The sequence below is a fragment of the Aeromonas sp. FDAARGOS 1410 genome, from assembly GCF_019048745.1.
Classification (GTDB): Bacteria; Pseudomonadota; Gammaproteobacteria; order Enterobacterales; family Aeromonadaceae; genus Aeromonas; species Aeromonas jandaei.
Genome location: NZ_CP077401.1, coordinates 3,486,267 through 3,512,129 on the forward strand (window position 1 = coordinate 3,486,267; position 25,863 = coordinate 3,512,129).

Consider the following 25,863-nt stretch of genomic DNA (forward strand, 5'->3'; position numbering starts at 1 on the left):
CCATGTCGCTGGTGCTACAGCGGATCAGCTCATCAGCAGGGCCCGCAGGCTCTCCACATCCAGCCCGCGCACCTCGGACTGGCCGCTCAGCAGACCATCGGCCAGCGCCCGCTTCTCGTCGTGCAGGGCGACAATCTTCTCCTCCACCGTCTGCTCGCACACCAGCCGATAGACGGTCACCGGCTGGGTCTGGCCCATCCGGTGGGCCCGATCGCTCGCCTGATCTTCCACCGCCGGGTTCCACCAGGGATCGAGGTGCAGCACGGTATCAGCCTGGGTGAGGTTGAGACCGGTGCCCCCCGCCTTGAGGCTGATAAGAAACAGCGGTACCGCCTCGTGGCGAAAACGCAGGATGGAGTCCTGCCGCGCCTTGGCCGAACAGCCGCCATCCAGATAGCAGTAGTCCCAGGACTTCTGCTCGATGCGGGCACGCAGCAGGCTCAGCAGATCGACAAACTGACTGAACACCAGCACCCGATGGCCGCCATCGATCGCCTCCTCCAGCAGCGCCATCGCCTCATCCAGCTTGCTGCTGGTCTGCGACCACTCGGGCATCACCAGCTCCGGCGAACAGCAGAGCCGGCGCAGTCGGGTTAACCCGCTCAATACGTGCATCAGGGCACGGCCATCGGCACTTTGCACCTGCTGCACCACTTCGCGCCGGGTTGCCTCGTAGAGCTGACGCTCCTCGGGGGAGAGGCTGATGTGGTGGATGATCTCGGTCTTGTCCGGCAGCTCGGTCAGCACCTCCTGCTTGAGACGGCGCAGGATAAAGGGGCTGATCACCGCCCGCAGCAAGGCCATGTGCTGGGGATCCTTGACCGCCTTGCCAAAACGGCGCTTGAACTCGCCGAGGCTGCCGAGCAGCCCCGGATTGATAAAGGTGAAGAGGCTCCACAACTCGCCCAGATGGTTCTCGATGGGGGTGCCGGAGAGGGCAAGGCGGAAATCGCCGTCGAGCTGGAACAGCAGCTTGGCGCGCTGGGTACCGGCGTTTTTGATCTGCTGCGCCTCATCGAGCACCATGGAGGACCAGCGCCGCGCCTTGAGCGCCTCCGCCAGACTGCCGAGCATGCCGTAGTTGATGAGGATCACCTGCCCCGCTTTGGCATTGCGAATAATGCGCTCGCGCTCGGCGGGATTGTCAAAGATCACCACCTCCAGCTCGGGGGCGAAACGGGCGACCTCCTCCTGCCAGTTGGTGACCACCGACTTGGGCACCACCACCAGCGCCGGCCCCAGATGCTGGCGCATCCGCAGGACGATCAGGGCCTGCAGCGTCTTGCCAAGCCCCATGTCATCGGCCAGACAGGCGCCAAAGCCGTGATGGGCCAGGGTCGCCATCCAGCGCACCCCCTCCTTCTGGTAATCCCGCAGCGCGGTGAGCAGCTCGGGCGGACAGGCCACCTCCTGCTGCCACTCCTGCTGCAGGGATTGCCACGCCGCGTCCCCCTCGGTGGTAATGACCGAGAGCAGACGGGTGAGCGGGTAAGCCAGCTTGTGGTTGATCCGCTGCTCGTCGTCGAGCATGGCCCCCAGCATGGAGAGCCGCTCCACCAGCTTGTCGCTCAGCATCAGGCTGGTCTTTTCGTCGAGCTGGACGGTGCGCTGGCCCGGGGTCAGCTGGCGCAGGATCAGGCGCAAGTCGAGGATCTGGTGTTCATCAAGGGCGAGCGCCCCCTCTACCTGAAACCAGTCCTGACGCCGCTCGATGCGCAGGCTCAGGGCCGCCTCATCGAGACTCTTGAGGCGCGCGCTGTCCTGATGCCAGTGAATGACCACACCGGCATCCACCAGCTCGGGCAGGGCATTGACCAGCGCCAGTGCCTGCTCGCCTTCGAGGCGCCACTCGCTGCCGGGCAGATCGATGGGAAGCTGGTTGCGCAGCAGTTGGGCCTGCCCCTTCTCGGCGGCAAGATCGCGCTGCCAGTAGTGGTTGCCCTTGATCCCCTGACGGATGATGGTCTCCCCCTTGCCCAGAGGCTGGGGAGGCAGCTCGTCAAAACGGGTCACCAGCTTGACCGCCAGCTGGCCATCCTGCCAATCGAGTTGCACCGAAGGAATGCCCGGCCAGGGGGCCAATTCGGCATTGCCGTGCAATCCCTCAACCTGGCTGTGCCAGGGCAGATCGGCGATCCCGTCAAGGGTGCGCTGCAACTCGCTCATCCCCTCGGCGGGCAACAGCGGGATGGATTCGAGCGCCGGCAAGCGGTCGAGCAGCGGCTGCGGGGTGAGGATGAGCTGCCACAGATCCTGTGCCAGCGGCATGATGTGAGCGCCGCGCGCGGCTGCAGCGGGGATCAGCAAAGCGCTCATCCCCTCTTCGGTCGCCACAATTTGCAGCAGCGGCGCCGTGATGGCGAGCTGCAGCTTCTGCCCCTTGGCGTTGAACAGGCGCGGATGGTCGGCGAGCGGCGCCCAGACATCCCGGGGCAAGCGCCCCATCACCCGCGGCAGGGTGCGAACCACCGCCCAGTCGTGCTCATCAAGCAGCGCTGCATACTGGGTGGAGAGCAGGGTGGGATCGACCCGGCGGCCCGCCGTCCACTCCCCCTTGGTGCTGAGCTTCTGGATCTTGCACTCCAGCTCGGGGCCATCGGCGTGGAGCAGCCACACCAGCCGCTCCTGCGGCTTGCGAACGCCACTGGCGCGGCCCAGCCCCTGCAGCCAGTTGAGCCAGCTGGCGGAGGCAGCCCCCTTCTCCTCGCCGGTATCTTCATCTTCCGCGTCATCATCGGCATCGCTGCTGCGCAGCTGGCCAAGCGGCGCCCCTGTGGCCGCCTCGCCCAGCAGCAGGCGCAGCAGATCCTGACAAAACGCCATCAACCGATGATGGGGTTCGGCATCGAGCAGGTGGGAGAGATCCCACTTGTGCAGCATGGCCACCTGCGCGCTCTGGGCACCGTGACGGGCCAGCGCGCAGAGATCGAGCCAGAGGTAGCCCCAGTGCAGCTCCTCTACCGGCAGTTGCAGGGTATCGAACAGCCCGACCGCCTGACCGTGCCGCTCCCCGGCCCACTGGCTAAGCAAGTCGGCCAGCAGCGGAAACTGCCCGCCGAGGCTGCGCTGCCACTTCTTGCGCTGCTCGCTGGCGATAACGGGGTCAGCCTGTTGCAGCCAGCCAAGCCAGAGCAGGGCACTGAAGGCTCGGGGCCACTGCCCCTCATGACCCTCGGCCTGCCACTGGCCAAGGGCCGTGAGCAGCCGCTCACCCAGCGGGCCGCTCTCTCCTTGCGAGGCAACCGCCTGCAAGGCAGGCCACAAGAGACTGGAGTCGGAGCTCTCGCCATCACCGCAGAGCCAGCGCCACTCCGCCTCGAATGCCCGCCCTTGCGCTTGTACCTCGGGGGCACAGCGGGTCAGAGCACTCGCCAATGGCCAGCGCTCTTCATAGGGGGCATCGAGCAAGAGTTGCAGCGAGAAGTGCTCCAGCAGCAGTTGCTGCCAGGCAGGGCTGGAGCCGGCCAGCAGCTGATGGGCATCGGGGGTATCGAGCAGGGTGAGCAGATCGCCGGGAGAGAAGAAGGCCGGGATCTCGCCCGCCTTGCCCCGGCACAGTTCGCGCACCACTCCGTGAACCAGATCCTGACCGGTCACCGAGGAGACCCGGCTCCAGTCTGGAGCGGCGCACACACCGGCCCGCACGCCCAGGATCAGCGCCAGCGTCCCCTCGGCAGTCAGGCTCCACTGCTGCTCCCCACGCAATCTGACAAGGCCGGCGTCATGGAGCCGGGTCAGGAGGCTGGCGAGCTCATGGCCCGCCTCCAGCGTCTCTTGTAACAGACGGGTACTGGCGACACGCTGCAGTTGCAAGGTACTGAGCAGGAGATAACTATCCGAAGAGAGGGTGGAGGCAGACATCAAAACTCACGGGCAGATGCAAAAGCGGAATTTTAACGGTAAAGCGCCAGCCACTCGACCCTTTACAGTGAAATAACTCAAAAAAAAAAACGGCCATCCGTGATGACCGTCGAAAGTAACGAAGGAAATAGCCGGATTTACCAGTTATCTCCCACAGCGGGAAAATCGGGAGCGCTAGCCCCTAATTCGTGGAGCCAATGCTAGAGGTTGGCGCTTCAAAAAGCTTTGAAGCGGATCACAGTTGAAAAGGATTTCTGAAAACGGTTTCAATTTTTGACAGCAAGAAACCATGATTTCGCACCAAATGAGCCATGCACCAACCTCCCTTGTTCCCCCTGCACAAGCGGTGGAAAGTCTGTATGGCACTAGCTTGTCGAATGCCACTGTGTAGGCAGCGGTCAGAAGCATAGCTTCGCCATAACCTGCTACCCGCTGGCTATGTTTCAGGGCAACCGGAAATGGCCGATATGGGCCAGGAGAGCACGAATCGGCTGCCTCCACGACCGGTCGGTTGGCAAACCGCGCTGCCGCCGTGCGCCTCTGCAATCGCCTTGACCACGGCGAGCCCAAGTCCGCTACCACCGCTCTTGCGCGAGCGTGACGGATCTCCCCGACGAAACGCATCGAAGATACAGGCGGCGATCTCCTCGCTGATGCCTGGCCCCTCATCTTCCACACTCAGAACGCACACACTCTCCGAGCGATGCAGCCGCACGGTCAGCAGGCCCGGCAGCGCGTGCTTCTGGGCATTTTCCAACAGCGCCATCAGGGCCTGACGGATACGAAACAGATCGCAGCAAACATGAAGTTCGCTATCCAGCTCCCGCTGCAACACAAATCCGCTCGCCGCCAGAGGGCTGGCAAATGCCTCAAGCACCACGGCAAGCTCGTCGGCCAACCTGACCTCGGTCCGCTGCAATTCCAGATGGCCGCTGTCGTTGAGGCTCAATACCCGCAAATCCTCGATCAGGTGATTGAGCCCCTCCACCTGACGCAGCAACCCCTCGAAGAGTTCGCTGCTGGGAGGAAATACCCCTTCGGCCAGCCCCTGCAAGCGGCCACGCAAAATGGTCACCGGTGTGCGCAATTCGTGGGCAATGGCGGCATTCCAGAACTCCCGCTCGCGGGTCATGTTCTGCAGCCGCTCGGCCATGGTGTTGAAGTCGCGCACCAGTTGCGCCGTCTCCCCGATCGCCTGCTCATCCTCCGGCACGCGCGCATCGAGCTTGCCCTCGGCTACCTCGCGCAGGCTGGTTGCAACCGAGTTGAGCGGAGTCAGGATGCGGCGAGAGAGGCGAACCGCCACGTACAGCGCCATTCCCAATGAAAGCAGGATGGTAGAGCCGATCCATAACATCTCGACTCTCGAAGGTACCCAGGTCTCGGAGATACTGTTAGGCAAATACGCCGTAGTGACGGCATAGAACACATAGGTTCCAATCACTTCAAGAGAGATGATACATAGCGCCATAAGCCCCAGGGAGTGAATGATCTGCTTGCGCAAGCCTGGTGTCAATTTCATGCATCGCCCCCGAAGCGATAGCCAACGCCCCAGACACTGGCGGGGACCCCCTGAATGCCGTGTGTCTCCAGTTTTTTGCGCAACTTGCTGATGTGGCTATCCACTGTACGCTCCTGGGTATCCCCCTCCGGCAGGCAGTGAGTCAGCAGTTCGGCGCGGCTGAACACCCGTTTCGGCGCCCGCATCAGGGAGGCGAGCAACTTGAACTCGGTCAGGGTCAGATCCAGCACCTGCTGCCCCTCATCGCGGCAAATGCTGGCCTCGTGGCTCTCCAGATCGATCTGGAACTGGCCGACCCGCAGCACCCGGGCCGTGGTCTGTTTCGCAGCCTGGCTGCGTCTGAGCACCGCCTGTACCCGAGCCACCACTTCGGCCGGGTTGAAGGGTTTGACCACATAGTCATCCGCCCCCATGCGCAGCCCCATCAGCTTGTCGAGGTCCTGATCCAGGGCGGTCAGCATGATCACCGGCGTGTCGCCACGGGCCCGGATCTCGCTGAGCACCTGCCAGCCGTCGAGCTGCGGCATCTGCACATCCAGCAGCAGGAGATCGGGTTTGCATGTCTGGTGCATGGCCAGGGCTTCGCGGCCATCGGCGGCATGCAAAGTGCGCAATCCGTGGCGTTGCAGGTAAGCGGCGAGGATGTCGGCGATCTCTGCTTCATCCTCTGCAATCAGAACCAGTGACTGGGCCGCCGGGTTGGCGGAAGCAGGAAGATACGACATGGTCGGCCTCGAAAATGGTGGGCTTGAACTTTATCACCGCCTCCATGGATTCTCCACAAAGCCTCGAATCATTCGCAATAGCCCCTCTCCATAATGCCCGCTCGATGTGCTCTCGCGGCAACACCATGCCGGGGAGACGGTTTAACGAGGTGAGTATGATGTTTGTCAAACAGCGGTATGCGGGCACCCTGCTCGCCGTCATTGCCGCATTCGGGTTGGCAGGTTGCGATGGGGCGACGCAAGCGCAAGATGCGCCGACCCTTCCTCAGGTGTCGGTGATGACGCTGGCAGGTCAGGACCTGGTCATCAGCGAGGATCTGCCCGCCCGGGTGGCTGCGGTGCGAAGCGCCGAAATTCGGGCCCAGATTAGCGGCATCGTGCAGCGCCGCCTGTTCGAGCAGGGCGCCGAAATCGGCGCAGGCACCGTGCTGTTCCAGATAAATCCAGCCCCCTTCAAGGCGGATGTCGACAGCGCCGCCGCAGCATTGCAGCGCGCGGAGGCCGTGCTGGCCCGCGCCCGTATCCAGATTGACCGTCTGGTGCCGCTGCTGCGCACCGAGGCCATCAGCCGCCAGACCTATGACGATGCTGTCTCCCAGCGGGATCAGGCGGCCGCCGACGTGGCTCAGGCCAGAGCGACCCTGGCCCGGCACCAGCTGAACCTGCAATTTGCCAGCGTGGAAGCCCCCATCACCGGGCGCATCGATCAGGCTCTGGTGAGTGAAGGGGCCCTGGTGTCCCCCACCGACGCCACCCCCATGGCCAGGATCCAGCAGATCGATCAGGTCTACGTCGATGTGCGTCAACCGGCCTCTGTGCTGGACACCCTGCGCCAGCAAGCTGGCTCGACGGCACCGGAACTGGCGGTGGACATCCTCGGCAGCGACGGCAAGCCGCTCGGCATGCAGGGGCACATCCTCTTCTCCGGCATCGAGGTGGATGCCGGTACCGGTGACGTACTGCTGCGGGTACTGGTGGACAACCCGGAGCGGCGGCTCTTGCCCGGCCTCTACGTACAGGCGCGCATTCCCCGTGCCCGCTATGCCAACGCCCTGAGCGTGCCTCAGCAGGCGGTGGTGCGCACATCGGGCCAGACCAGCGTATGGGTGGTGGATGGCCAGAGGCAGGCACAACTGGTTCCGGTCAACACCGCTGAACTGGTGAATAGCCAGTACCGCATCGCGTCCGGGCTCAGTGCCGGGCAACAGGTGGTGATCGAAGGGCTCGACCGTCTGACCCCGGGGATTCAGGTCACAGCTTCCCCCTGGCAACCACCCGCTGTCAGCCAACCGGCTGACGGTGGCATTCGCTGAATCGGAGAGTTATCCATGCCGCAGTTTTTTATCCATCGCCCGGTGTTTGCCTGGGTGATCGCCCTGTTCATCGTGCTGGCAGGGGTCATCGCCATCCCCAAGCTCCCCATCTCCCACTATCCCTCGGTGGCGCCGGTGTCGGTGACCCTCTATGCCGCCTATCCGGGCGCCACACCGCAGACCCTGAACGATGCGGTGGTGAGCCTTATCGAGCGCGAGCTGTCGGGAGTGAAGAACCTGCTCTACTTCGAGTCCTCTGTGGACGCCTCGGGCAGCGCGCAGATCACCGCCACCTTCAAGCCGGGCACCGATCCGGAGCTGGCCCAGATGGACGTGCAAAACCGCATCAAGGCGGTCGAGCCTCGCTTGCCACAAACGGTGCGGCAAACCGGCCTGCAGGTGGAGTCCGCCACATCCGGCTTTCTGATGATGGTCGGCATGACCTCACCGGATGGCCGCTTCGATGAGGTTGCCCTCAACGACTACATGGCACGCAATATTGTGCCGGAGTTGCGCCGCATCGACGGGGTAGGACGAGTGCAACTGTTTGGCGCCGAGCAGGCCATGCGCATCTGGGTAGATCCGGCCAAACTCGCCGCCTATGGGCTGACCATCAGCGAGGTGGCGCAGGCCATCGAGCAGCAGAACATCCAGATTGCACCGGGGCGCCTCGGTGATGAACCCGCCCTGCCGGGACAGCGCCTGACGGTTCCCCTCACGGTTCAAGGCCAACTGACGACCCCCGAGGCATTCGCCGCCATCGTGCTGCGAGCCGGTGGCGATGGCGCCAAGCTGGTGCTGGGTGATGTCGCCCGGGTCGAGCTGGGGGCGCAATCTTACGCCTTTTCCAATCGGGAGAACGACGTGGCCGCCACCAGCGCCGCCATCCAGCTCTCCCCCGGCGCCAACGCCGTGCGTACCGCAGATGCGGTGCGCACCCGTCTCGCCCAGCTCGCCCCCACGCTGCCGGCGGGCATGGCCTATTCGATCCCGTTTGACTCGGCCCCCTTCGTCAAGGTCTCCATCGAAAAGGTGATCCACACCTTGCTGGAAGCCATGGTGCTGGTGTTTCTGGTGATGTTTCTCTTCCTGCAGAACCTGCGCTACACCCTGATCCCGGCCATCGTCGCCCCCATCGCTCTGCTTGGCACCTTCGCGGTGATGCTGCTGGCCGGTTTTTCGATCAACTCCCTCACCATGTTCGGCATGGTGCTGGCCATCGGCATCATAGTCGACGACGCCATCGTAGTAGTGGAGAATGTCGAGCGCCTGATGGCCACCCGGGGGCTGTCGCCCCGTGAGGCGACCTCGCAGGCCATGAAGGAGATCACCGGAGCGGTGATCGGCATCACCTTGGTGCTCACGGCGGTGTTCCTCCCCATGGCGTTTGGCAGCGGCTCGGTGGGGGTCATCTACCAGCAGTTCACCCTGTCGATGGCGGTGTCGATCCTCATTTCGGCCTTCCTCGCCCTGACCCTGACGCCTGCGCTCTGCGCCACCTTGCTGCGTCCGGTCAGTCCGAGTCATCATGAGAAGCGCGGCTTCTTCGGTGCCTTCAACCGGGGTTTCGAGCGGTTCACGGCAGGCTACGGTGCGCGGGTAACCCGGCTGGTCGGGCGCAGTGGACGGATGATGGCAACCTTTGCCGCCCTCTGCGCAGTGCTGGCCCTCGCTGCCGCCCAGCTGCCCTCCTCTTTCCTGCCGGACGAGGATCAGGGTTACTTCATGACCTCCATCCAGCTGCCAACCGGCGCCACCAGCGAGCGTACTCTTGAGGTGGTCAAGGCCTTCGAGGCTCACGTCGCCTCTCGCGAGACGCTAGACACCAACCTGGTGGTGCAGGGCTTCAGCTTCTCCGGCGCTGGCCCCAATGCCGCCATGGCCTTCACCATGCTCAAAGATTGGGATCAGCGTCATGGCGCCACGGCAGCCGAAGAGGCAGATCTGGCACAAGCAGCCATGGCAAATATTCCTGAAGGCACGGTAATGAGCCTGCTGCCGCCCGCTATCGACGAGCTGGGCACCGCCTCCGGCTTCACCCTGTTCCTGCAAGACAGAGCCAACCGGGGGGACGCCGCGCTGCTGGCCGCTCAGGCCCAACTGCTGGAACTGGCCGCCAACAGCAAGGTGGTCAGTGATGTGTATCCCGACAACCTGCCTCCCGGCGAGAGCATTCACCTCGAGATCAACCGACAGAAGGCCGAAGCCATGGGACTCTCGTTCGCCAGCGTAAGCAGTACCCTGTCGGCCGCGATGGGATCGCTCTACGTCAACGACTTCCCAAACGGCGGGCACATGCAGCAGGTCATTCTGCAGGCAGACGCGTCGGCGCGCATGCAGCTCGATGACGTGCTCGGCCTGCGGGTGCGCAATGCCAGCGGCGGCATGGTGCCCCTGCGGGAGGTGGTGACACCGGAATGGCGCGAATCGCCGCAACAGATGATGCGCTTCGATGGCTTCCCTGCCGTGCGTATTGCCGGGGGGGCAGCGCCCGGCATCTCCAGCGGAGCGGCGATGGCGGAGATGGAGCGTCTGGTGGCGCAATTGCCGCCAGGCTTCGCATTGTCCTGGACGGGACAGTCGTTGCAAGAGCGCCAGTCGGCCGAGCAGGCACCCCTGCTGATGCTGTTGTCCGCGCTGGTGGTCTTCCTGGTGCTGGCGGCACTCTACGAGAGCTGGTCGATCCCGCTCTCGGTGATGCTGGTGGTGCCGCTGGGCCTGCTCGGTGCCGTCGCGGCCGTGATGCTGCGCGGCATGCCCAACGACGTCTTCTTTAAAGTAGGCATGATCACCATCATCGGTCTGTCGGCCAAGAACGCCATCCTCATCGTGGAGTTTGCGCGCCAGTTGCACGGCGAAGGGCGCTCGCTGCTTGATGCTGCTGTCACTGCTGCCCGCCTGCGCCTGCGCCCCATTCTGATGACGTCGCTAGCCTTCACCCTCGGGGTGGTGCCCTTGATGCTCGCCAGTGGCGCCAGCGCGGAGACCCAGCACGCCATCGGCACCGGCGTGTTTGGCGGCATGATCAGCGGCACCCTGCTGGCCATCTTCTTCGTGCCGGTCTTCTTCGTCTTCGTCATCGGCACCCAGGCGCGCATTCAGGCCTGGCGGGCACGGCGAGCATCCAACCGCATTCATCCGGCTCGATGACCACAGATACACAGGCGGCCGGATAGTCCCTCAGCACATCACCAAAAGAAAAAGCCCAACCTGCGAAACAGGTTGGGCTTGGTATGTGGCGGAGAGACAGGGATTCGAACCCTGGGTGGCATTGCTGCCACAATTGATTTCGAGTCAATCCCGTTCGGCCACTCCGGCATCTCTCCGTGGGATGATTTTTTACCCAAGCAAGGGGAATAATGCAATGAAAATTTCTTACTTATCAATCGAGTGAATGCTTTTTAGCCAGCAATCTCCCCTTACTCTCCATGCAAACCCTGTCGACACCAAACAAGCCAGAGAGGATTGCCAGCCAGAGGACCTCCTGCTCGTGTTGCGAAAAGATTCATCCATCTTGTCCTGTTCGCCATTCGAGTCAGTTTTTCGTGGTTTATCAGCCCCTTGCGACAAAAAAGGTGACAGTCGCCGCTTTTGGCTGGTTTACTGTCGCCTCAACGCGCTTTTGTCGCAAATAGCCTTGCGCAACAAGGCCAAAAAAGAACAGAGATGACTGTCGGGGCATTAGTCGCAATCACCTTGCCCCACGCCAACCGATGGAATACCGATGCCGATAAAACCCCTCCTCTTTCTGCTGCTGGCCCTGATGTCTGCACTGCCCGTACAGGCCAGAAGCTATCCACTTCCACCGACTGGTAGCCGCCTGATTGGTGAGCTGGAGGATTACTTCATCCAGCAGGATGAGTATCTGGAGCTAGTTGGCAAACATACCCAAATTGGCTTTTTGGCATTGCTTGAAGCAAATCCCGGTGTTGATCCCTATTTACCCAAGCCGGGCACCCGCTTGACCCTGCCGACCCAGATGCTGCTGCCCGATGTCCCGCGCGAGGGGATCGTCATCAATCTGCCCGAGCTGCGCCTCTACTACTTCCCGAAAGGGAAGCAGGAAGTGATCGTGCTGCCCATCGGGATCGGCGACATCGGCCGCGAGACACCCGAGATGACCACCACCATCATCGAGAAAAATCCCGATCCGAGTTGGGTTCCCGGCCCCATGGTGCGAAAATCCTGGCTGGAGCAGCAGGGGATCACGCTGCCAGCGGTTGTACCGCCGGGACCTGACAATCCTCTCGGCAAATTCGCCATGCGCCTCGGTTATGGCAAACGGGACTATCTCATTCACGGTACCAACAAGGATTTTGGTGTAGGCCTGCGGGTGAGCGCGGGCTGCATCCGCCTGCGACCTGACGATATCGAGGCCCTCTTCAAGATGGTGCCGATCGGTACGCCGGTACGGGTCATCAATCAACCGGTCAAGGTTGCCATCGAGCCTGACGGTCGTCGCTGGCTTGAGGTGCACTCTCCTCTGTCACGCACGGAGGAGGAGATGGAGCAGGGCGCTCCTCTTGTTCTCACCCCGGAGGTGGAACAATTTATTGCAGCCCCCGAAGTAGAACAGAGTGCAGTCGCTGAGACTCTGGCACTGAAGAATGGCTTGCCCAAGCCCATCAGCGGCTGACACTGCGCGGAGTTGCCCCAAACCATGAGATACCTGCTGCTCTTTTTGCTGTTCTCCTGCCCGCCGCTTTGGGCCAAAGACATCCTATGGATGCAAAATGGTGATCGCCTAACCGGTACCATTGAAGAGATCACCGACCAGTCGGTACGGATTGCCCTGCCCTATAGCGGGTCAGTGACCGTCAAACGTGATGCCATAAAACGCTGGCGACTCGAAAAGCAGGAGAAGCCCAAGGCGACAGCCAAGGGAGGCATAAAACTGTTCGAGGATGGGAGTGATGAGCGCAATGCCTGGCTCTGGAGCGGTAGCGGCGATCTCAACGTCAAGATCAAGGACAACGACAAGAAGACCAACAACGTCAACGTCAAAGGCACGACCGAAGTGGCCAATCTCGACTGGCGTTACACCCTGTCGGGAGAATATAACTACGAGACCTCCAACAACGTCACCGATAGCCATGACTACAAGGTGACGCCCACCCTCGACTATTTCTTCGATCAACACTGGTTTATTCGCAGCTCGGTCAATGCCGAATATGACATGCTTGACGACAACTATCTGAAACTCGATTTTGGTTCGGGCCCCGGTTATCGCTTCTGGAATGACAAAAAACGGCGGCTCGAGCTTATTACCCAGGGTGGCATGCAGCGAGCCTACTATCGCAACAATGAGTGGGTGGCCATATTTTATTCAAGCTCACATACCATCAGCTATCCCATTGGAGAGCTAATCTGGGACTACCGCCAACCGCTATCCTTCTGGCAGCAGCCATTCGAGCTGTTCAGCAAAGGAAGCTATACCAAGTATCTGGCTCAGCCCTCCCCCTATATCACTCTCAACCAGGATATCTCTGGCAGCATTGGCATGCGTTACTACTTCAACGACCATCTGCGCCTCTCATGGAGCACTGAAGTCGAGCGAGAGGAAGGGGAGTTAAACCTGGGCCCGTTCAGCCAGTCTCTCAACAAGACCGATTACAAGCACCTCCTCAGTCTGGGTGCCAGTTTCTAGGCCCCAAAAATAAAAAGGAGGAGCCACATTGGCTCCTCCTTTTTATTAGACCAACAGAGTGGCAACTAGATCAGCCCCCAGGCAGCGATCTGGTAGATCCACAGCATCGCCAGCATTGTGCCCACCATCCCCATAATGACGCCGATCCGCACCATCTGACGGCTCTCCACCAGACCGGTGGCGTGGGCCAGCGCATTGGGCGGCGTACTGATGGGGAGCGACATGCCCAGCGATACCGAGATGGTCACCGCCAGGATCAGGGTATGGCTGCCGCCCCACTCGGCAAGCTCCGGCATGCTGACCGCCAGTGCAGCCACCAGCGGCAGCAACAGGTTGGCGGTTGCGGTATTGGACATAAAGTTGGCCATCACTACCGCCAGCAAACAGGCCCCGACCAGCACGGCGAGTGTGGAGTACTCATGGAACGGTATGTGAGTAATGAGACGCTCTGCCAGCCCTGAGTCTTCCAGTGCCAGACCCAGCGCAATCCCGCCCGACACCAGCCAGAGCACATCGAGGGAGATCTTGTGCAGGTCATCCTTGGTGATGATCCCTGTCGTCAGGAATACGGCGACCGGGATCATGGCGACGACGTAGGAGTTCATGCCGTGCAGATCACCGAGCAGCCAGAGCACTATGGTGGTAATGAAGGTGAGATAGACCACCCAGGCCCGGGGCGTCTGCATGAAGCGCCCCTCGATTTTCAGCTCGATCTGTTTGAGTGGGCTCGGGAAGAAACGCCCCAGCAGAAACCAGCCAAGCAGCAGTAAGAGCGCGACGAAGGGCACCGCAAAACCCATCCACTGACCAAACGAGATGGCATGCTCGCCAGTAAGATACTTGAGAGCCACCGCGTTGGGCGGCGTACCTATGGGGGTACCAATTCCGCCCAGATTGGCCGCCAGCGGAATGGCCAGCACAAATCCCACCTTGGCCGGATCCCGCTCCGGGAATACCGCCAGCACCGGAGCCAGAATGGCCAGCATCATGGCCGTGGTAGCGGTATTGCTCATGAACATGGAGAAGGTGGCGGTAATGAGCATCAGCCCCAGCATCACGACTCTGGGGTTGCGACCGAAGGGGCGCAGCAGCACCCGCGCCAGATTCACATCCAGATGGTATTTGGTTGCAGCGATGGCCAGAAAAAAGCCGCCGAGAAAGAGCATGATGACCGGTGAGGCAAAGGTTGCCATCACCTCGGTCGACTTGAGCAGCGAACCAAACCCGGGCTCGCTCTTGCCTGCCGTCATAAACCAGAGCCCCTTATCGGAGAGCAACAGTAGCTCCAGCACGATGATCAGCACAGAGGTGGCAAAGATGGGGATGGGCTCCAGGATCCAGCAGAGCGCTGCCAGCACGAAAATAGCGACAACCCGCTGCTCGACCACAGTAATTCCCTCGAGCGGGATCCAGTGCGTCGGGATCAGCAGGATAAAGAGACTGAACAACAGTGGCAGAATAATCTTGTGATTGATGGGCACTATCGTCTCCAGAATAGGGATTGAGAAATCGATAGTGGCATAACATGCTGCCGTTTCAGGAAACGGACTTGCCAAAATGAGAGCTGGCTAACCGCATACAACGCGATTTTGTGAGTCATATCAAGCACAAGTAGCGTCTCTGAACGTTCATGCCGCGCCTGACGGCCAAAATGAAAACGGGCTCGCTATTGCGAACCCGTTTGCTCATCTTCAACGACGAGGGATCAGAAGTAGATGCGAGTCACCGACTCAATCACGCAACCCGGGCGCCGGATCCCTTCGATCTCCACCTTGATCTCCTTGAGCAGCTCCAAACCGCCCTTGATGGGGGTAACCCGTGCCAGCTTGGTGCGAGCGCGGATGTTGCTCTCCACCTTGATGGGGTACGGGAAGCGCACCTGATCCAGCCCGAAGTTCACTACCATGCGAGCAGTCGGAAACTCGGGGGTGGACTCATCCACCGAGCCGGTCAGCTGTGGCAGCAGAGCCAGCGTCAGAAAACCGTGGGCAATGGTGGTCTTGAAGGGCGACTCGGCAGCCGCGCGCTCCGGATTGGTGTGGATCCACTGATGATCGCCGGTCACCGCGGCAAACTGATCGATCATCTGCTGGCTGATATGGAGCCACTCGCCGACATGGGTCTCTTCGCCGATCTTGCCCTGCAGCTCGGCATAGAGCGCAGCGGCTTCGCCTTCCAGCTCGATGGCAGGATCCTGCGCCACAGCAGGCTGACCGTTAGCCACCTGAGCCACGGTGTCGGCATTCTGCTGCTGTGCGTTCTGGGCTTCGCTTTGCAGGTCCAGCACCCGTCCCAGCAGAGGGTGAAGATGTGCCTTTTGCTGAAACTCACGCCAGTAGTCGCGGATAGCCGGAGAGAGCCAATCCTTGAGCTCAAAGGGGTGCTGCGCCAGAATTTCGCGCTTGCGCTTCAGAAAATCGACAACTTTCATGTTCCGATCCCTATGTGATTCAATGCCGGTAAAGAGGTCTAACCAGTCCTATTTTATTAAAGTTACAGCTGAAAGTGCAAAAAAATCTCGGCGTACACCTGTACCAAGGCAGAAGTCACTACTCATATCACATCAAAAAGCATTATCTACCAATGAGGAAATCGATTTCCAACAGAGATCTCGCCTTCCCTTCTATCCCTGTGGCGATCAAAAAAGGCCCGCAACGGGCCTTGTTCAATCAGCTCAGCGCGGGGCTGACCACCATTCACGCATGCCGGCATCATCGAAGAAGGTCCAGGCCAATACCCGGCTCACCTTGTTGCCCTGCGCCATCTCAAGCACCCGAACCTGACGTGCCCCGACCCGGGTCAATGCCTTTTTGGCAACCGGCAGATTCTCCTTCTTGGAGACCAGCGAGCTGAACCAGAGGCACTGGCTGGCAAACTCCTTGCTCTGATTGATCATCCTGGTCAGAAACGCCGCCTCGCCCCCGTCACACCAAAGCTCGGCTTTCTGACCGCCAAAATTGAGTACCGGCGCCCCCTTCACCTCTTTGCCCAGATTGCGCAGCTTGCGCTCGCTCCCCTTGCTAGCCTCTGCCAGCGAGGCGTGGAAGGGCGGATTGCAAAGGGTCAGCGCAAAGCGCTCCTTAGGCCCTATGATGCCGCGAAAGACATGTTCGGCATTGCCCTGCAGGCGACACTCGATCTGGTTGCCAAGTCCGTTGCTTTTGGCCAGCAGAGCCGCCGCTTTCACCGATACCGGATCGATATCGGAGCCGACAAAACGCCAGCCATACTCACGGCTACCGAGCAGCGGATAGATGCAGTTAGCTCCAACCCCGATGTCCAGCACCCTCACCCCTTTGCCAGCAGGTACTTTGCCGGCACTCTCGGCCAGCAGATCGGCAACCCGGTGCAGATAATCGACCCGCCCCGGAATGGGTGGACAGAGGTAACCGGCGGGCAGATCCCAGTGAACAATGCCGTAGTGGTGGGCCAGCAACGCCCGGTTCAGGGCCTTGACCGCAGCGGGATCGGCAAAATCGATGGTGAGATTGCCGTAGTCGTTGGTAAAGAGATGGGTGGCCAGCTCCGGAGTCTGCCGGCAGAGCGCCTCAAAATCGTAACCATCGAGATGGCGATTGCGGGGATGGAGTCCGGATTTGCGGTCATTGCGGGATGTCATGCTGGGCCTGCCGAAGAAAAACGGGCCCACACTATAGTGATTTGGCCTGCGAAAGTCTAAATCGCAGCCATAAAAAACCGGGCTTCAGGAGCCCGGTTCAAGTGAGGTTGGAAAAACAGTCCGTACTGCGAGCCGTTTGTCCAGCCTGACTCAGATATCGATCCGGCGCGCTTGCCAGAACTTGCTGCGCCAGTATTGGCTGTCCAGCTTGGAGCGGGTCACACCGGCTCGGGTCGAGGCGTGGATAAACTCGCCATTCCCGACATAGATGCCGACATGATTGAGACGACGATTGATTTTGAAGAAGACCAGATCACCCTCGACCAGATCCTTCTTGGAAACACGAGTCCCTTCATGGACTTGAGAGCGGGTGTCTCGGGGTAACTCGACACCGACGGCATTGCGGAACACTTCACGGGCAAAGGCGGAACAATCGATACCACGCTGGCTACTGCCACCCATCCGGTACGGAACGCCACGCCACTCTTTATAAACTGTCAGGATTTCATTCACATCAGGTGTTTGCGAAGCTTCCGGTTCAATAACGGGTTCCATCATGGAAACTTCGATCTTGCTCGCGACCTCGGTTTGGGGTGCCGAGGCACAACCCACCATTCCGAGCGCGACCAGCAGTAGCATCAGGTGGCGCAATCCTTTATCCCCGCAAAAATAGAAATTTTGTTAAAATACGGCCCCGAAAGGCAATTAATAAGGCAACAGCACCCGACTATATCCAAGAATTCTATCGAGGCAAGTGAAAATCCCTATCGGGCTCACATTTTTGCAAGGAAATGCACGATTTTTCATAATTAATGTGATCATGGCCAAACAATATACAATCGCAAAAGCGGCCATCCAGCTCAGAGATAAGTGGCATTTATCCCTGCTTCACCACCCTTTTTAAGTGAAAAATTATGATCGCCACCGATCTTTTTTTGTTAAATCCGGCCCTGATTGCTCAGGAATTACTCGCTACCCTGCCCGAGCTGTTATCGGCCGATGAACACCATATTTGGCAGCAAATGAGCCACAATTCGCGCCGTCAGGAGTATCTGGTCAGCCGGGCCGTGCTGCGCCAGCTTCTGGCACAGAGACTGGCCACTTCGCCATCCGCGTTGCAATTTAGCAACGGGGAACACGGCAAGCCGCAGCTGCAAGATGGGCGCTGGCATTTCAATCTCAGCCACAGTGGATCCTGGCTGGTACTGGCGCTTTGTCAGCAAGGGCCGCTAGGGGTTGATATCGAGCTGGGTAAAAGACGGCACTCTCCCCTGCCCCTTGCCCGGCGGTTTTATGCACAGAGTGAATATGAGTGGCTCTGCGCCCTGCCGGAGAATGAACAGGAGAGCGCCTTCTACCGGCTCTGGTCACGCAAGGAAGCCGTGCTCAAGGCCCACGGTGGCGGCATCGCCGCCGGGCTTGAGAAAGTACGCTTCATCCCTGACGAGGCGTGGCGCCTCGATAACCAGCTCGATGAACGGCACTATCAGGTTCAGGATTGGCCCTTTGCCAGTGGCTGGCTCAGCCTTGCCGCCGCCACGACAGCGGTCAATGGCTACCGGCTGGATGAGCGCTTGAATTGCCATCCCCTCACCCCCATGTTGTTCCACACCCTTTCGGAAGAGTCCAACTGATGATCGTCGACATTACTCCCCAGAATTTTCACGCAGAACTGATCGATGCCTCCATGAAGAAGCCGGTCGTCATCTATTTCCATGCGCCGCAGATGCCGGAGTGCCAGGGAATGACGCCGTTGATCGAATCGCTGGTTGGGCCAGCCAACGAACAGGTCACGCTGGCCAAAGTGGACATGAACAATCCCCAGCTGCAACCGCTGGCCAGCCAGCTCGGCCTGCGCGCCCTGCCGGCACTGGTGCTGTTCCATCAGGGACGCCCGGATGAACAGGGGATCATTGAGGGGCCGCAGGATGAAGCGACCCTGCGCCAGTTCTTCGCAGCCTTCGCACCAAAAGAGGAAGAGGAGCTGTTTGCCAAGGGGCAACAGGCACTGGCCGATGGCCAGCCCGGCGAGGCTTATGCCCATCTGGGCAAAGCTCATCAGATCGCTCCGGAGCGCCACGACATCAGCCTCTGGCTCATTCAGGCCGCGCTCGATCTTAACCTGCTCGATGAAGCACAGGAGCGGCTCGGCAACATTCCGATGGTGGCACAGGATAGCCATTTCCATGCCCTGACCTCACGGCTGGCACTGGCCCTGCAAGCGGCGGACAGCCCGGAGTTGCGTGCTCTGGAAGCTCGCCATGCCGAAAATCCGGATGACTTTGCGCTGGCGCAGGAGCTGGCGGTGCAATACAACCAGGCAGGTCGTCAGGAAGAGGCGCTGGGACTGCTGCTTGCCATCCTCAAGCGGGATCTCGCTTTTGGCGATGCCAGAAAGACCTATCTCGACATTCTGGCAACCATGGGCAGCACACCGGTGGCACAAAATTACCGTCGCAAGCTCTATAGCCTGCTCTATTGATCGAGTCTTGAAGGGATGAAGAAGGGGCGTGCCGGGAGACCGGCATGACCTCTGAGGTCAAAAGAGAAAACGGGGATGGGGAATTTCAGGCAAAAAAAAATGGCGCATAACTGCGCCATTTTTTTCGCATGGCTTACTTCTTGTACTTAGTAGCCATGTTGTCGATGCGCTGGTTAGCACGCATAGCTTCTTGCTTGGCTTCAGCAACATCAGCAGCGATCTTGGACTGATCAGCACGAACAGCGCTAACATCTTGAGCCAGCTGGTCAACTTTGTTAGACAGATTCTGAACGGAAGTTTCCAGTTCGCTAGTGTTTGCGCAACCACCCAGCAGAGCGGACAGACCAACAACACCTACCAACAACAATTTTTTCATTTTTAAAGCTCCCTTGAACTCGCCAGACGTTTAGCAAGCGGCGTGATTATGGCACAAAAAAATCATACTTTGCATAGTCCCCAGCACAGATAAATGCATTAAAACCCTCATTTTTTTTTGAATGAACAGTTTTTGTTCAGATTCGGCTAAAAAATGAGTGCCGCGTGATGAGGACACGGACAAAGACTAACCAAAATTTTCGCTTATTACAATTTCGTATGAGCCTCAGGCTGTTCGTTCTGACAGCAATTGGCGATATTGCACCAAATCTTCGATGGTGATCACGGGCATCCGGTGCTGACGACCGAAAGAAATCAGGTCTGGCAAGCGGGCCATGGAGCCATCTTCCCTGGTCAATTCACACAACACCCCGAACGGTTTCAGTCCGGCAAGCTGCATCAGATCGACCGTCGCTTCGGTGTGACCACGGCGCACCAGCACGCCTCCGGTACGGGCACGCAACGGGAATACATGGCCAGGCCGGTTGAGATCACCCGGTTTGGCCCCATCGGCAATGGCGGCACGAATGGTTGTGATGCGATCAGCCGCCGAGACACCGGTAGTGACCCCCTGCGCCGCTTCGATGGTGACGGTAAACGCGGTCTGATAGTGGCTGGAGTTGGCTTCCACCATCATCGGCAATTCGAGCTGACGCACCCGCTCATCGGTCAGGCAGAGACAGACTATGCCGGAGCACTCGCGGATCATCAGCGCCATCTGTTCATTGGTCATGGATTCGGCGGCAAAAATGAGGTCGCCCTCGTTCTCCCGATCTTCATCATCGGCCACCAGCACACCCTGACCGGCCCGCAAGGCAGTCAGAGCCGCTTCGACACGGGCAATTGGATCACCAAATTCACTGAGTAGAGACTGATTCATGGTAAAGCTCCCAAACAAGAAAAGGACCAGAATCAGGGCATGGAAAGGCAGACAGAAATGGCCATGCAGCAGCCAGCCCCCAAGGGGGCGGAGAGTGCAATGTCTGTCTTATCCTCTTTCATCCGGACTATGACCGTCGGCTCCGGCATCTCACCGGATCTGCTGACCCCGCCCCGGCAGACCGGGGTCGGGCGCTCGCGGGCTCCCCGAGTCAGATCGGGATACCGCCGGTGGGGAATTTCACCCCGCCCTGAGAATAAGCGCTGACAGCCTAAAGAAAAGCGCTGGCAGATACCAGCCAAAAACCGGCTCAAGCTGAAAAACCTTTGCCAGTCGGATTCGATGTTCTCCCCTTGTCCCATCGCACTCCGCTTGTGGCTGTAACGCTCACCGAATTTCTTTCTGGCCACAATTTGTTTGTGGCATAGTGCCCAAAAACGCGCAGCCTGCGCAGAGACAGGCGCCAACACCACAAACGGAAAATGACAGAGATGGAAAAGAAAATACTGCTAACGGACTGCCCGGACGCCAAGGGCCTCATCGCCAAGATCACCAACATCTGCTACAAGCATCAGCTCAACATCATCAAGAACGATGAGTTCGTGGATCACGAGAATGGCCGCTTCTTCATGCGTACCGAGCTGGAGGGACGTTTCAATGACGAGACCCTGCTGGCCGATCTCGATGATGCCCTGCCCGCTGGCGCCCAGCGCCGTCTGGTAAAGGCGGGCAAGAAGCGCATCGTCATTCTGGTGACCAAGGAGACTCACTGCCTCGGCGACATCCTGATGAAGAACTACGCCGGCGCGCTGGATATGGACATAGTCGCGGTGATCGGCAACTACGACACCCTCGCCGAACTGACCGGCAAGTTCGATATTCCGTTCCACACCGTCAGCCACGATGAGCTGAGCCGCACCGAACACGAAGAGCAGGTACGCGCCATCATCGACGGCTATGCGCCGGACTACGTGATCCTGGCCAAGTACATGCGGGTACTGACCCCCAGCTTCGTCGAAGCTTATCCGCGCAAGATCATCAACATCCACCACTCCTTCCTGCCCGCCTTCATCGGAGCCCGCCCCTATCGCCAGGCATTCGATCGCGGGGTCAAACTGATCGGCGCCACCGCCCACTTTGTCACCGACGATCTGGATGAGGGCCCCATCGTCGAGCAGGACGTGATCCACGTTGATCACACCTTCAGCGCTGATGACATGGCCAAGGCGGGTCGCGATGTAGAGAAGTCGGTACTGAGCCGGGCGCTGGAGCTGGTACTGAACGAACGGGTGTTCGTCTATGGCAACAAGACGGTGGTGTTCAAGTAACAACACCCGATAATCCGGAAACAACAAAGGCTCCCGTGGGAGCCTTTGTTGTTAGTGTGAAAACCGGTCAGAGCGGCAGGTCGTTGACCGTCATCACTCCTTTGTCCAGCTTCAGCTCGGCATTGAGCTTTTGCTGATCGGCCTTCAGATAACCCATGGCAGCCAACTGCTCCAGCATGGGGGCAAGCTGCGGCACCACCTTGCCCAGCTTGTCGCTGAGTGAGGCGTGGAGCTGGCCGCTCAGCGCCTGCATTCCCTCTTCGCCGTTGAAGAGCTTGTCGAGCGAGGTAGAGGCAAGTTTTACCTCTCCCTTCATGGCTGCCACTTCGCCATTGAACCTGGCGCTCAGATCCGCCAGCTCCAGAGTCGCGCCGCGCGCCAGCATCTTGTCCAGCGCTTGCTGGATCGCAGTATCCTCCACCCCTTTGCCGCCGGCAGCCTGCAACCCCTGATACCCTTCCAGATCCAGTCCGTTGAGGTGCAGCTCCAGATTACTGTCGGTCACCGCCAGCGAGTCTGCCTCGTTCTCCAGATTGAGCTTGGCCAGCTTCATCCGGTAGCTGCTGGAGAGGGTCTGGGCGTTGTCACCCTTGAGCTGGGTCTCGGTAGTCATCCCCTGCAGGGACACCTTGACGCCCTCAGGCAGTTGCATGGTCAGAGCTGAAAGGCTCATCTCGCTTTGCGGAGAGAGCCAGACCCCGCTGATCTCGGCCAGATCGGCGCTACCCTTCATCTCGGCCAGCACCAGATCCATCTTGCTCTGCTCTTCGTGCACCGTCATTCCCTGCCAGGTCATGGCGACATGGCCAGTCCCCTCCAGATCGCCGTGGAAATCACCGGTGAGCGGCAGGAAGTGGAACTCGTCCAGCCCCTGTTTCACCTTGAACTCGTCAGCCCAGAAACGGCTGCTGTTGCCCCGGGTCCAGAGGCTGCTGACCGACTCCAGGCCAAACTGCCACTGCTCCATGCCGAGCGCAGTGAAGACCGGCGCCAGTGAGCCCTGTTTGGTGTCGAGCAGGAAGTGGCTCTTGATATAGAGCGGCATGATGCGGCTCTTCACGGCAAACTCCAGCTCAAGGGGTTGCCCCCCTTCCAGCTCGCTGTCGAGCGCCGCCAGCTCCTGGGGAGTGACCACGAGCTTCAAAACCCCATCACGGGTAAAGAGGTTGCTGCTGCCGGGTTGCCACTGCAGATCCAGACCGCTCTCGTTTTCGACCTTGGCGATCTGCTCCGCCATGATGCGGTCGAAACTGTTGCCCGTGTACCAGCATGCAGCCAAACCACCACCTACCAGTGCCGCACCCACGGCAAGGACCACTATTTTTTTCATATATCCATGTCTCTCCAGGAGTTGTCGCTGCACTCTACGGGGCAAGCTCGGCACTAGGCAAGTCCGATCAGAGGCTCCGTCTGTAATCTTCTGTAACCGGCCATTACAACAAGGGACTGAAAAGGTAGAAGATATTCTCCATCACCCTCTTGTACCAGGGGCGAGCCTGCCAGCTGGCAAGCGTCATTGGCGTGGCTTCCGCCATGTAACCCTGCACCAGCTGAGTCATCTGGGCAACGAAGTGCGGGTTGTCTACCAGCAGGGTTACCTCGAAGTTGAGCCAGAGGCTGCGCCTGTCCAGATTGACTGTCCCAACCAGAGCAAAATCGTCGTCCACCAGCACGCTCTTGGTATGGAGCAGACCGGCATCGTAGCGATAGATCTCCACTCCGGCCGCCAGCAGCTCCTCCATAAAGGCGTTGCAGGCATAGTTGGCCATGATGGAGTCGTTGCGAGCCGGCAGCACCAGCTGCACCTGTACTCCGCGCGCGGCCGCCGAGCTGAGCGCCGCAGCCAGCGGATCATCCGGCACGAAATAGGGCGTGGTCAGCACCAGATGACTGCGTGCCTGATAGATGGCAAGCAGCAGGCTTTGCTGGATGCAGTCGCCACCGACGAAGGGGCCGGACGGGATAAGCTGGGCGCGATAGTTGGTCTGTGGCCACACTTCCGGCTCGTGCTGCAGGCTGTCGAGCAACCGCTCGCCGGTCTCCACTTCCCAGTCCCAGACAAAGATGGACCACATCAGCGGCACTATGGGCCCCTGCACCCGGATCATGATATCAACCCACTGGCCGACCCCGGCATCCTGCTTGAAGAAACGGGGATCCACCATGTTCATCGAGCCGGTGTAACCGACCCGGTCATCGATGACTACCAGTTTGCGGTGCATTCGCAAATCCTGGCGCTGGAAGGGGATGCGCCAGGCACCGACCGGCAGTACCTCCACCAGCTTGACCCCAGCCTTGCGCAGCTTTTTCGGCCAGCCCGAGCGGAAGAAGTGCTTGCTCCCCACCGAATCCAGTAGCAAACGACAATCCACGCCGCGTTGGGCCACCTCCATCAGCGCTTCGCACACATCGTCGGCATCGCCGCCGGGGTGCCAGATGTAGAACTCCATATAGCAAGAGAGAGTCGACTTGCGGATATCCTGAGCAATCTCGCGCAATATTTGATCGGGTCTGCTGAGCAGGGTCATCCGGTTGCCGGAGAGCATCGGCATGGCGAGCCGCCCCTGGATGAGGTCATGCAGCGGCTGGGCCTTCTCTCCCACTTCGCAGCAGTGCTGGGGGAAGAGACGAGCCAGCTGGCGGATCCAGATGGCATAAGGGCGATACATGGCTTGCGCCCGCTCACCACGGCGCCGCCCCAGCTTGATCTCGCCAAACAGGACGTAGAAACCAACCCCGGCAAAGGGGATGGCATAGATGAGGGCCAGCCAGGCCAGCGATACGCCGATGGGGCGCCGCTTCATCACCACCCGAATTGAAACACCGGTGACGATGACGGTGTGAAACAGCAGCAGTAACCAGCCGAGAAAACGGGAAAACAGCAGGTGGAGATCGTATTCGAGACCGTCGAGCAACGGGAACTCCTTCTAATCGACAAGGGGCGGTGGGCAGATCCCACACGGCAGGAATGGTATGCTGTAGGGCAAATCCATTCTATCAGGTCGCACGCATGATTCTGCAATCTATGCTGCTCAGCCTGGCCATGCTAGGCCAAGGCTCATATGACATCAATGAGCAACAGATAAACCAGTACCTGCAATCCCAGGTTCAAGTCGACAAACAGCTGGAGCTGCCCGGTATCATCAAGGCCCATGTGAAACTTGAGCAGAGCGATGTACAACTCGGCCGCCAGCGTCCGGATACTGCCCGGGTCTATGGCAAGGGCAAGCTCAAGATAGCCCTGCCCGACAACACCGAATATGACGCTCGCCTGCAGATGACCTATGAAGCGAGACCCCGTTACGACAAGAGCCAGAGTGCACTGTTTCTCGACAACATGAAACTGGTGGAGTACAAGCTGGAGCCGGAGGCGGCGGAGAAGAAGTTTGGTCTGATGCTCGGCATGCTGCTGCAAAGCATGGAAAAAAGGCTGGAGAGCCAGCCCGTCTACAAGCTCAATGACAAGGATCCGCAGCAGGCATGGCTCAAAGAGAATCTGCTGGGGCTGGAGCTGTCACCGGGAAAGATCCATCTGCTTACCAAAGAACGCTGAACCCACGTTCAATTCGGGAGGGGCTGGGTGGTCTCCCGCACCAGCAGCTCCACCTGATATCCCTGTTGCTGTTGCCGCTCAAAAAGAGAGAAGAGAGAGCCTCGCAATCTGTGCAGTGGCAGATCGGCAAAACCGGCTTTGATGTAGAAGGGTTTCTCGAATGGCAGGGCCTGACACACCACCGGCTTGTCGTCGAGTCCGTCGCAGGCATGCTGCAGCAGGCGTGATCCCAGCCCGAGTGACTGATAGTGGGGCAGCAGACGAAAGCCACACAGATGGTAAAAATCCTCTTCGTCCCGCACCCTGACCGCCCCGACCAGCCAGTGAGCATCGCGCACGACAAAGATCCGCTCGGCCAGATCCGGCACGTAGTGGGAGAAAGTCGTTTCGTAATAGTCCCTGATCAGAGAGAGGTCGGCGTCACAGTACTCTTCGAAGGTGAGTTCCATCGCCAGCGAGCTTGCCACAAACAAATCCTTTTGCAATCAATGAGTAGTGCCATGTGGTTGCTGCTAATCCGACCAGATGACGAGAGCAAGATAGCACGCCTTTCATTAA

Annotated in this window: 20 protein-coding genes, 1 tRNA gene and 1 riboswitch; of the genes, 8 read left to right on the forward strand and 13 right to left on the reverse strand. The window is 59.7% G+C overall.

What is annotated here, in order from left to right:
* Nucleotides 1-24 precede the first annotated feature (24 nt).
* The 3 genes from I6L40_RS16160 to I6L40_RS16170 form a co-directional block, all read right to left on the reverse strand.
* Nucleotides 25-3,861 carry a DEAD/DEAH box helicase gene (locus I6L40_RS16160; protein ID WP_216994570.1) on the reverse strand — a complete coding sequence of 1,279 codons (3,837 nt, stop codon included), beginning with the start codon at nucleotides 3,859-3,861 and terminating at the stop codon, nucleotides 25-27.
* A gap of 436 nt (nucleotides 3,862-4,297) precedes the next feature.
* Nucleotides 4,298-5,383, reverse strand: a complete 1,086-nt coding sequence (locus I6L40_RS16165; protein ID WP_216994571.1) for an ATP-binding protein — start codon at nucleotides 5,381-5,383, stop codon at nucleotides 4,298-4,300.
* Nucleotides 5,380-6,108, reverse strand: a complete 729-nt coding sequence (locus I6L40_RS16170) for a response regulator (RefSeq protein ID WP_216994572.1) — start codon at nucleotides 6,106-6,108, stop codon at nucleotides 5,380-5,382. The genes I6L40_RS16165 and I6L40_RS16170 overlap by 4 nt, the downstream gene beginning before the upstream one ends.
* 155 nt (nucleotides 6,109-6,263) lie before the next feature.
* Here I6L40_RS16170 and I6L40_RS16175 point away from each other — a divergent pair, with 155 nt between their 5' ends.
* Both I6L40_RS16175 and I6L40_RS16180 read left to right on the forward strand, forming a co-directional pair.
* Entirely contained in the window at nucleotides 6,264-7,421 is a 1,158-nt protein-coding gene (locus I6L40_RS16175; protein WP_216994573.1) for an efflux RND transporter periplasmic adaptor subunit, read from the forward strand.
* 15 nt (nucleotides 7,422-7,436) lie between these two features.
* Complete coding sequence (locus tag I6L40_RS16180; RefSeq protein ID WP_216994574.1) at nucleotides 7,437-10,571, forward strand: multidrug efflux RND transporter permease subunit; 3,135 nt, start codon at nucleotides 7,437-7,439, stop codon at nucleotides 10,569-10,571.
* A gap of 86 nt (nucleotides 10,572-10,657) precedes the next feature.
* Here I6L40_RS16180 and I6L40_RS16185 read toward each other — a convergent pair.
* A tRNA-Ser gene (locus I6L40_RS16185) sits at nucleotides 10,658-10,747 on the reverse strand.
* 398 nt (nucleotides 10,748-11,145) lie between these two features.
* Between I6L40_RS16185 and I6L40_RS16190 the strand changes: the two genes are divergently transcribed.
* Both I6L40_RS16190 and I6L40_RS16195 read left to right on the forward strand, forming a co-directional pair.
* Nucleotides 11,146-12,057 (forward strand): L,D-transpeptidase family protein, encoded by a 912-nt coding sequence (locus I6L40_RS16190; protein WP_071910999.1) that lies wholly within the window; start codon nucleotides 11,146-11,148, stop codon nucleotides 12,055-12,057.
* 24 nt (nucleotides 12,058-12,081) lie between these two features.
* Entirely contained in the window at nucleotides 12,082-13,068 is a 987-nt protein-coding gene (locus I6L40_RS16195; protein ID WP_071910997.1) for a DUF481 domain-containing protein, read from the forward strand.
* 65 nt (nucleotides 13,069-13,133) lie between these two features.
* Here I6L40_RS16195 and I6L40_RS16200 read toward each other — a convergent pair whose 3' ends face one another.
* From I6L40_RS16200 to I6L40_RS16215, 4 genes are all read right to left on the reverse strand, one after another.
* Nucleotides 13,134-14,549: a DASS family sodium-coupled anion symporter gene (locus I6L40_RS16200; protein WP_041208667.1), complete on the reverse strand. Its 1,416-nt coding sequence runs from the start codon at nucleotides 14,547-14,549 to the stop codon at nucleotides 13,134-13,136.
* A 224-nt stretch (nucleotides 14,550-14,773) separates the two neighbouring features.
* Entirely contained in the window at nucleotides 14,774-15,499 is a 726-nt protein-coding gene (locus I6L40_RS16205) for a MaoC family dehydratase (protein ID WP_041208669.1), read from the reverse strand.
* 243 nt (nucleotides 15,500-15,742) lie between these two features.
* Complete coding sequence (gene rlmF / locus I6L40_RS16210) at nucleotides 15,743-16,687, reverse strand: 23S rRNA (adenine(1618)-N(6))-methyltransferase RlmF (RefSeq protein ID WP_043852161.1); 945 nt, start codon at nucleotides 16,685-16,687, stop codon at nucleotides 15,743-15,745.
* A 150-nt stretch (nucleotides 16,688-16,837) separates the two neighbouring features.
* Complete coding sequence (locus I6L40_RS16215) at nucleotides 16,838-17,326, reverse strand: C40 family peptidase (protein ID WP_033114246.1); 489 nt, start codon at nucleotides 17,324-17,326, stop codon at nucleotides 16,838-16,840.
* A gap of 275 nt (nucleotides 17,327-17,601) precedes the next feature.
* On the opposite strand from I6L40_RS16215, the gene I6L40_RS16220 reads away from it, so the two are divergent.
* Both I6L40_RS16220 and I6L40_RS16225 read left to right on the forward strand, forming a co-directional pair.
* Nucleotides 17,602-18,321, forward strand: coding sequence for a 4'-phosphopantetheinyl transferase superfamily protein (locus tag I6L40_RS16220; protein WP_071910995.1), 720 nt, complete (start codon nucleotides 17,602-17,604; stop codon nucleotides 18,319-18,321).
* Nucleotides 18,321-19,169 carry a tetratricopeptide repeat protein gene (locus I6L40_RS16225; RefSeq protein ID WP_071910993.1) on the forward strand — a complete coding sequence of 283 codons (849 nt, stop codon included), beginning with the start codon at nucleotides 18,321-18,323 and terminating at the stop codon, nucleotides 19,167-19,169. The genes I6L40_RS16220 and I6L40_RS16225 overlap by 1 nt, the downstream gene beginning before the upstream one ends.
* Before the next feature lie 133 nt (nucleotides 19,170-19,302).
* Here I6L40_RS16225 and I6L40_RS16230 read toward each other — a convergent pair whose 3' ends face one another.
* Together I6L40_RS16230 and ribB are read right to left on the reverse strand one after the other, a co-directional pair.
* Complete coding sequence (locus I6L40_RS16230) at nucleotides 19,303-19,545, reverse strand: Lpp/OprI family alanine-zipper lipoprotein (protein WP_033115038.1); 243 nt, start codon at nucleotides 19,543-19,545, stop codon at nucleotides 19,303-19,305.
* 225 nt (nucleotides 19,546-19,770) lie between these two features.
* Nucleotides 19,771-20,424 (reverse strand): 3,4-dihydroxy-2-butanone-4-phosphate synthase, encoded by a 654-nt coding sequence (ribB, locus tag I6L40_RS16235; protein ID WP_071910991.1) that lies wholly within the window; start codon nucleotides 20,422-20,424, stop codon nucleotides 19,771-19,773.
* 106 nt (nucleotides 20,425-20,530) lie between these two features.
* Nucleotides 20,531-20,686, reverse strand: a riboswitch (FMN riboswitch).
* A gap of 229 nt (nucleotides 20,687-20,915) precedes the next feature.
* Between ribB and purU the strand changes: the two genes are divergently transcribed.
* On the forward strand, nucleotides 20,916-21,752 hold the full coding sequence (purU, locus tag I6L40_RS16240; protein WP_041208675.1) for a formyltetrahydrofolate deformylase: 837 nt from the start codon (nucleotides 20,916-20,918) through the stop codon (nucleotides 21,750-21,752).
* Between the two features lie 67 nt (nucleotides 21,753-21,819).
* Here purU and I6L40_RS16245 read toward each other — a convergent pair whose 3' ends face one another.
* Nucleotides 21,820-23,082: a DUF945 family protein gene (locus tag I6L40_RS16245; protein WP_071910988.1), complete on the reverse strand. Its 1,263-nt coding sequence runs from the start codon at nucleotides 23,080-23,082 to the stop codon at nucleotides 21,820-21,822.
* A gap of 103 nt (nucleotides 23,083-23,185) precedes the next feature.
* On the reverse strand, nucleotides 23,186-24,667 hold the full coding sequence (cls, locus tag I6L40_RS16250) for a cardiolipin synthase (protein ID WP_042031325.1): 1,482 nt from the start codon (nucleotides 24,665-24,667) through the stop codon (nucleotides 23,186-23,188).
* A 95-nt stretch (nucleotides 24,668-24,762) separates the two neighbouring features.
* Here cls and I6L40_RS16255 point away from each other — a divergent pair, with 95 nt between their 5' ends.
* Nucleotides 24,763-25,305 carry a DUF1439 domain-containing protein gene (locus I6L40_RS16255; RefSeq protein ID WP_033115032.1) on the forward strand — a complete coding sequence of 181 codons (543 nt, stop codon included), beginning with the start codon at nucleotides 24,763-24,765 and terminating at the stop codon, nucleotides 25,303-25,305.
* 8 nt (nucleotides 25,306-25,313) lie between these two features.
* Here I6L40_RS16255 and I6L40_RS16260 read toward each other — a convergent pair whose 3' ends face one another.
* Nucleotides 25,314-25,754 carry a GNAT family N-acetyltransferase gene (locus tag I6L40_RS16260; protein WP_042058211.1) on the reverse strand — a complete coding sequence of 147 codons (441 nt, stop codon included), beginning with the start codon at nucleotides 25,752-25,754 and terminating at the stop codon, nucleotides 25,314-25,316.
* Nucleotides 25,755-25,863: the final 109 nt, after the last annotated feature.

Bases quoted from the DNA above. Each gene is read 5' to 3' on its own strand.
- I6L40_RS16195 (WP_071910997.1), top strand. From the start codon at position 12,082: ATGAGATACCTGCTGCTCTTTTTGCTGTTCTCCTGCCCGCCGCTTTGG.
- I6L40_RS16230 (WP_033115038.1), bottom strand. From the start codon at position 19,545: ATGAAAAAATTGTTGTTGGTAGGTGTTGTTGGTCTGTCCGCTCTGCTG.
- I6L40_RS16215 (WP_033114246.1), bottom strand. From the start codon at position 17,326: ATGCTACTGCTGGTCGCGCTCGGAATGGTGGGTTGTGCCTCGGCACCC.
- I6L40_RS16175 (WP_216994573.1), top strand. From the start codon at position 6,264: ATGATGTTTGTCAAACAGCGGTATGCGGGCACCCTGCTCGCCGTCATT.
- I6L40_RS16260 (WP_042058211.1), bottom strand. From the start codon at position 25,754: ATGGAACTCACCTTCGAAGAGTACTGTGACGCCGACCTCTCTCTGATC.
- I6L40_RS16180 (WP_216994574.1), top strand. From the start codon at position 7,437: ATGCCGCAGTTTTTTATCCATCGCCCGGTGTTTGCCTGGGTGATCGCC.
- I6L40_RS16170 (WP_216994572.1), bottom strand. From the start codon at position 6,108: ATGTCGTATCTTCCTGCTTCCGCCAACCCGGCGGCCCAGTCACTGGTT.
- I6L40_RS16190 (WP_071910999.1), top strand. From the start codon at position 11,146: ATGCCGATAAAACCCCTCCTCTTTCTGCTGCTGGCCCTGATGTCTGCA.
- I6L40_RS16225 (WP_071910993.1), top strand. From the start codon at position 18,321: ATGATCGTCGACATTACTCCCCAGAATTTTCACGCAGAACTGATCGAT.
- purU (WP_041208675.1), top strand. From the start codon at position 20,916: ATGGAAAAGAAAATACTGCTAACGGACTGCCCGGACGCCAAGGGCCTC.
- I6L40_RS16205 (WP_041208669.1), bottom strand. From the start codon at position 15,499: ATGAAAGTTGTCGATTTTCTGAAGCGCAAGCGCGAAATTCTGGCGCAG.
- I6L40_RS16255 (WP_033115032.1), top strand. From the start codon at position 24,763: ATGATTCTGCAATCTATGCTGCTCAGCCTGGCCATGCTAGGCCAAGGC.
- ribB (WP_071910991.1), bottom strand. From the start codon at position 20,424: ATGAATCAGTCTCTACTCAGTGAATTTGGTGATCCAATTGCCCGTGTC.
- rlmF (WP_043852161.1), bottom strand. From the start codon at position 16,687: ATGACATCCCGCAATGACCGCAAATCCGGACTCCATCCCCGCAATCGC.
- I6L40_RS16245 (WP_071910988.1), bottom strand. From the start codon at position 23,082: ATGAAAAAAATAGTGGTCCTTGCCGTGGGTGCGGCACTGGTAGGTGGT.
- I6L40_RS16165 (WP_216994571.1), bottom strand. From the start codon at position 5,383: ATGAAATTGACACCAGGCTTGCGCAAGCAGATCATTCACTCCCTGGGG.
- I6L40_RS16160 (WP_216994570.1), bottom strand. From the start codon at position 3,861: ATGTCTGCCTCCACCCTCTCTTCGGATAGTTATCTCCTGCTCAGTACC.
- I6L40_RS16220 (WP_071910995.1), top strand. From the start codon at position 17,602: ATGATCGCCACCGATCTTTTTTTGTTAAATCCGGCCCTGATTGCTCAG.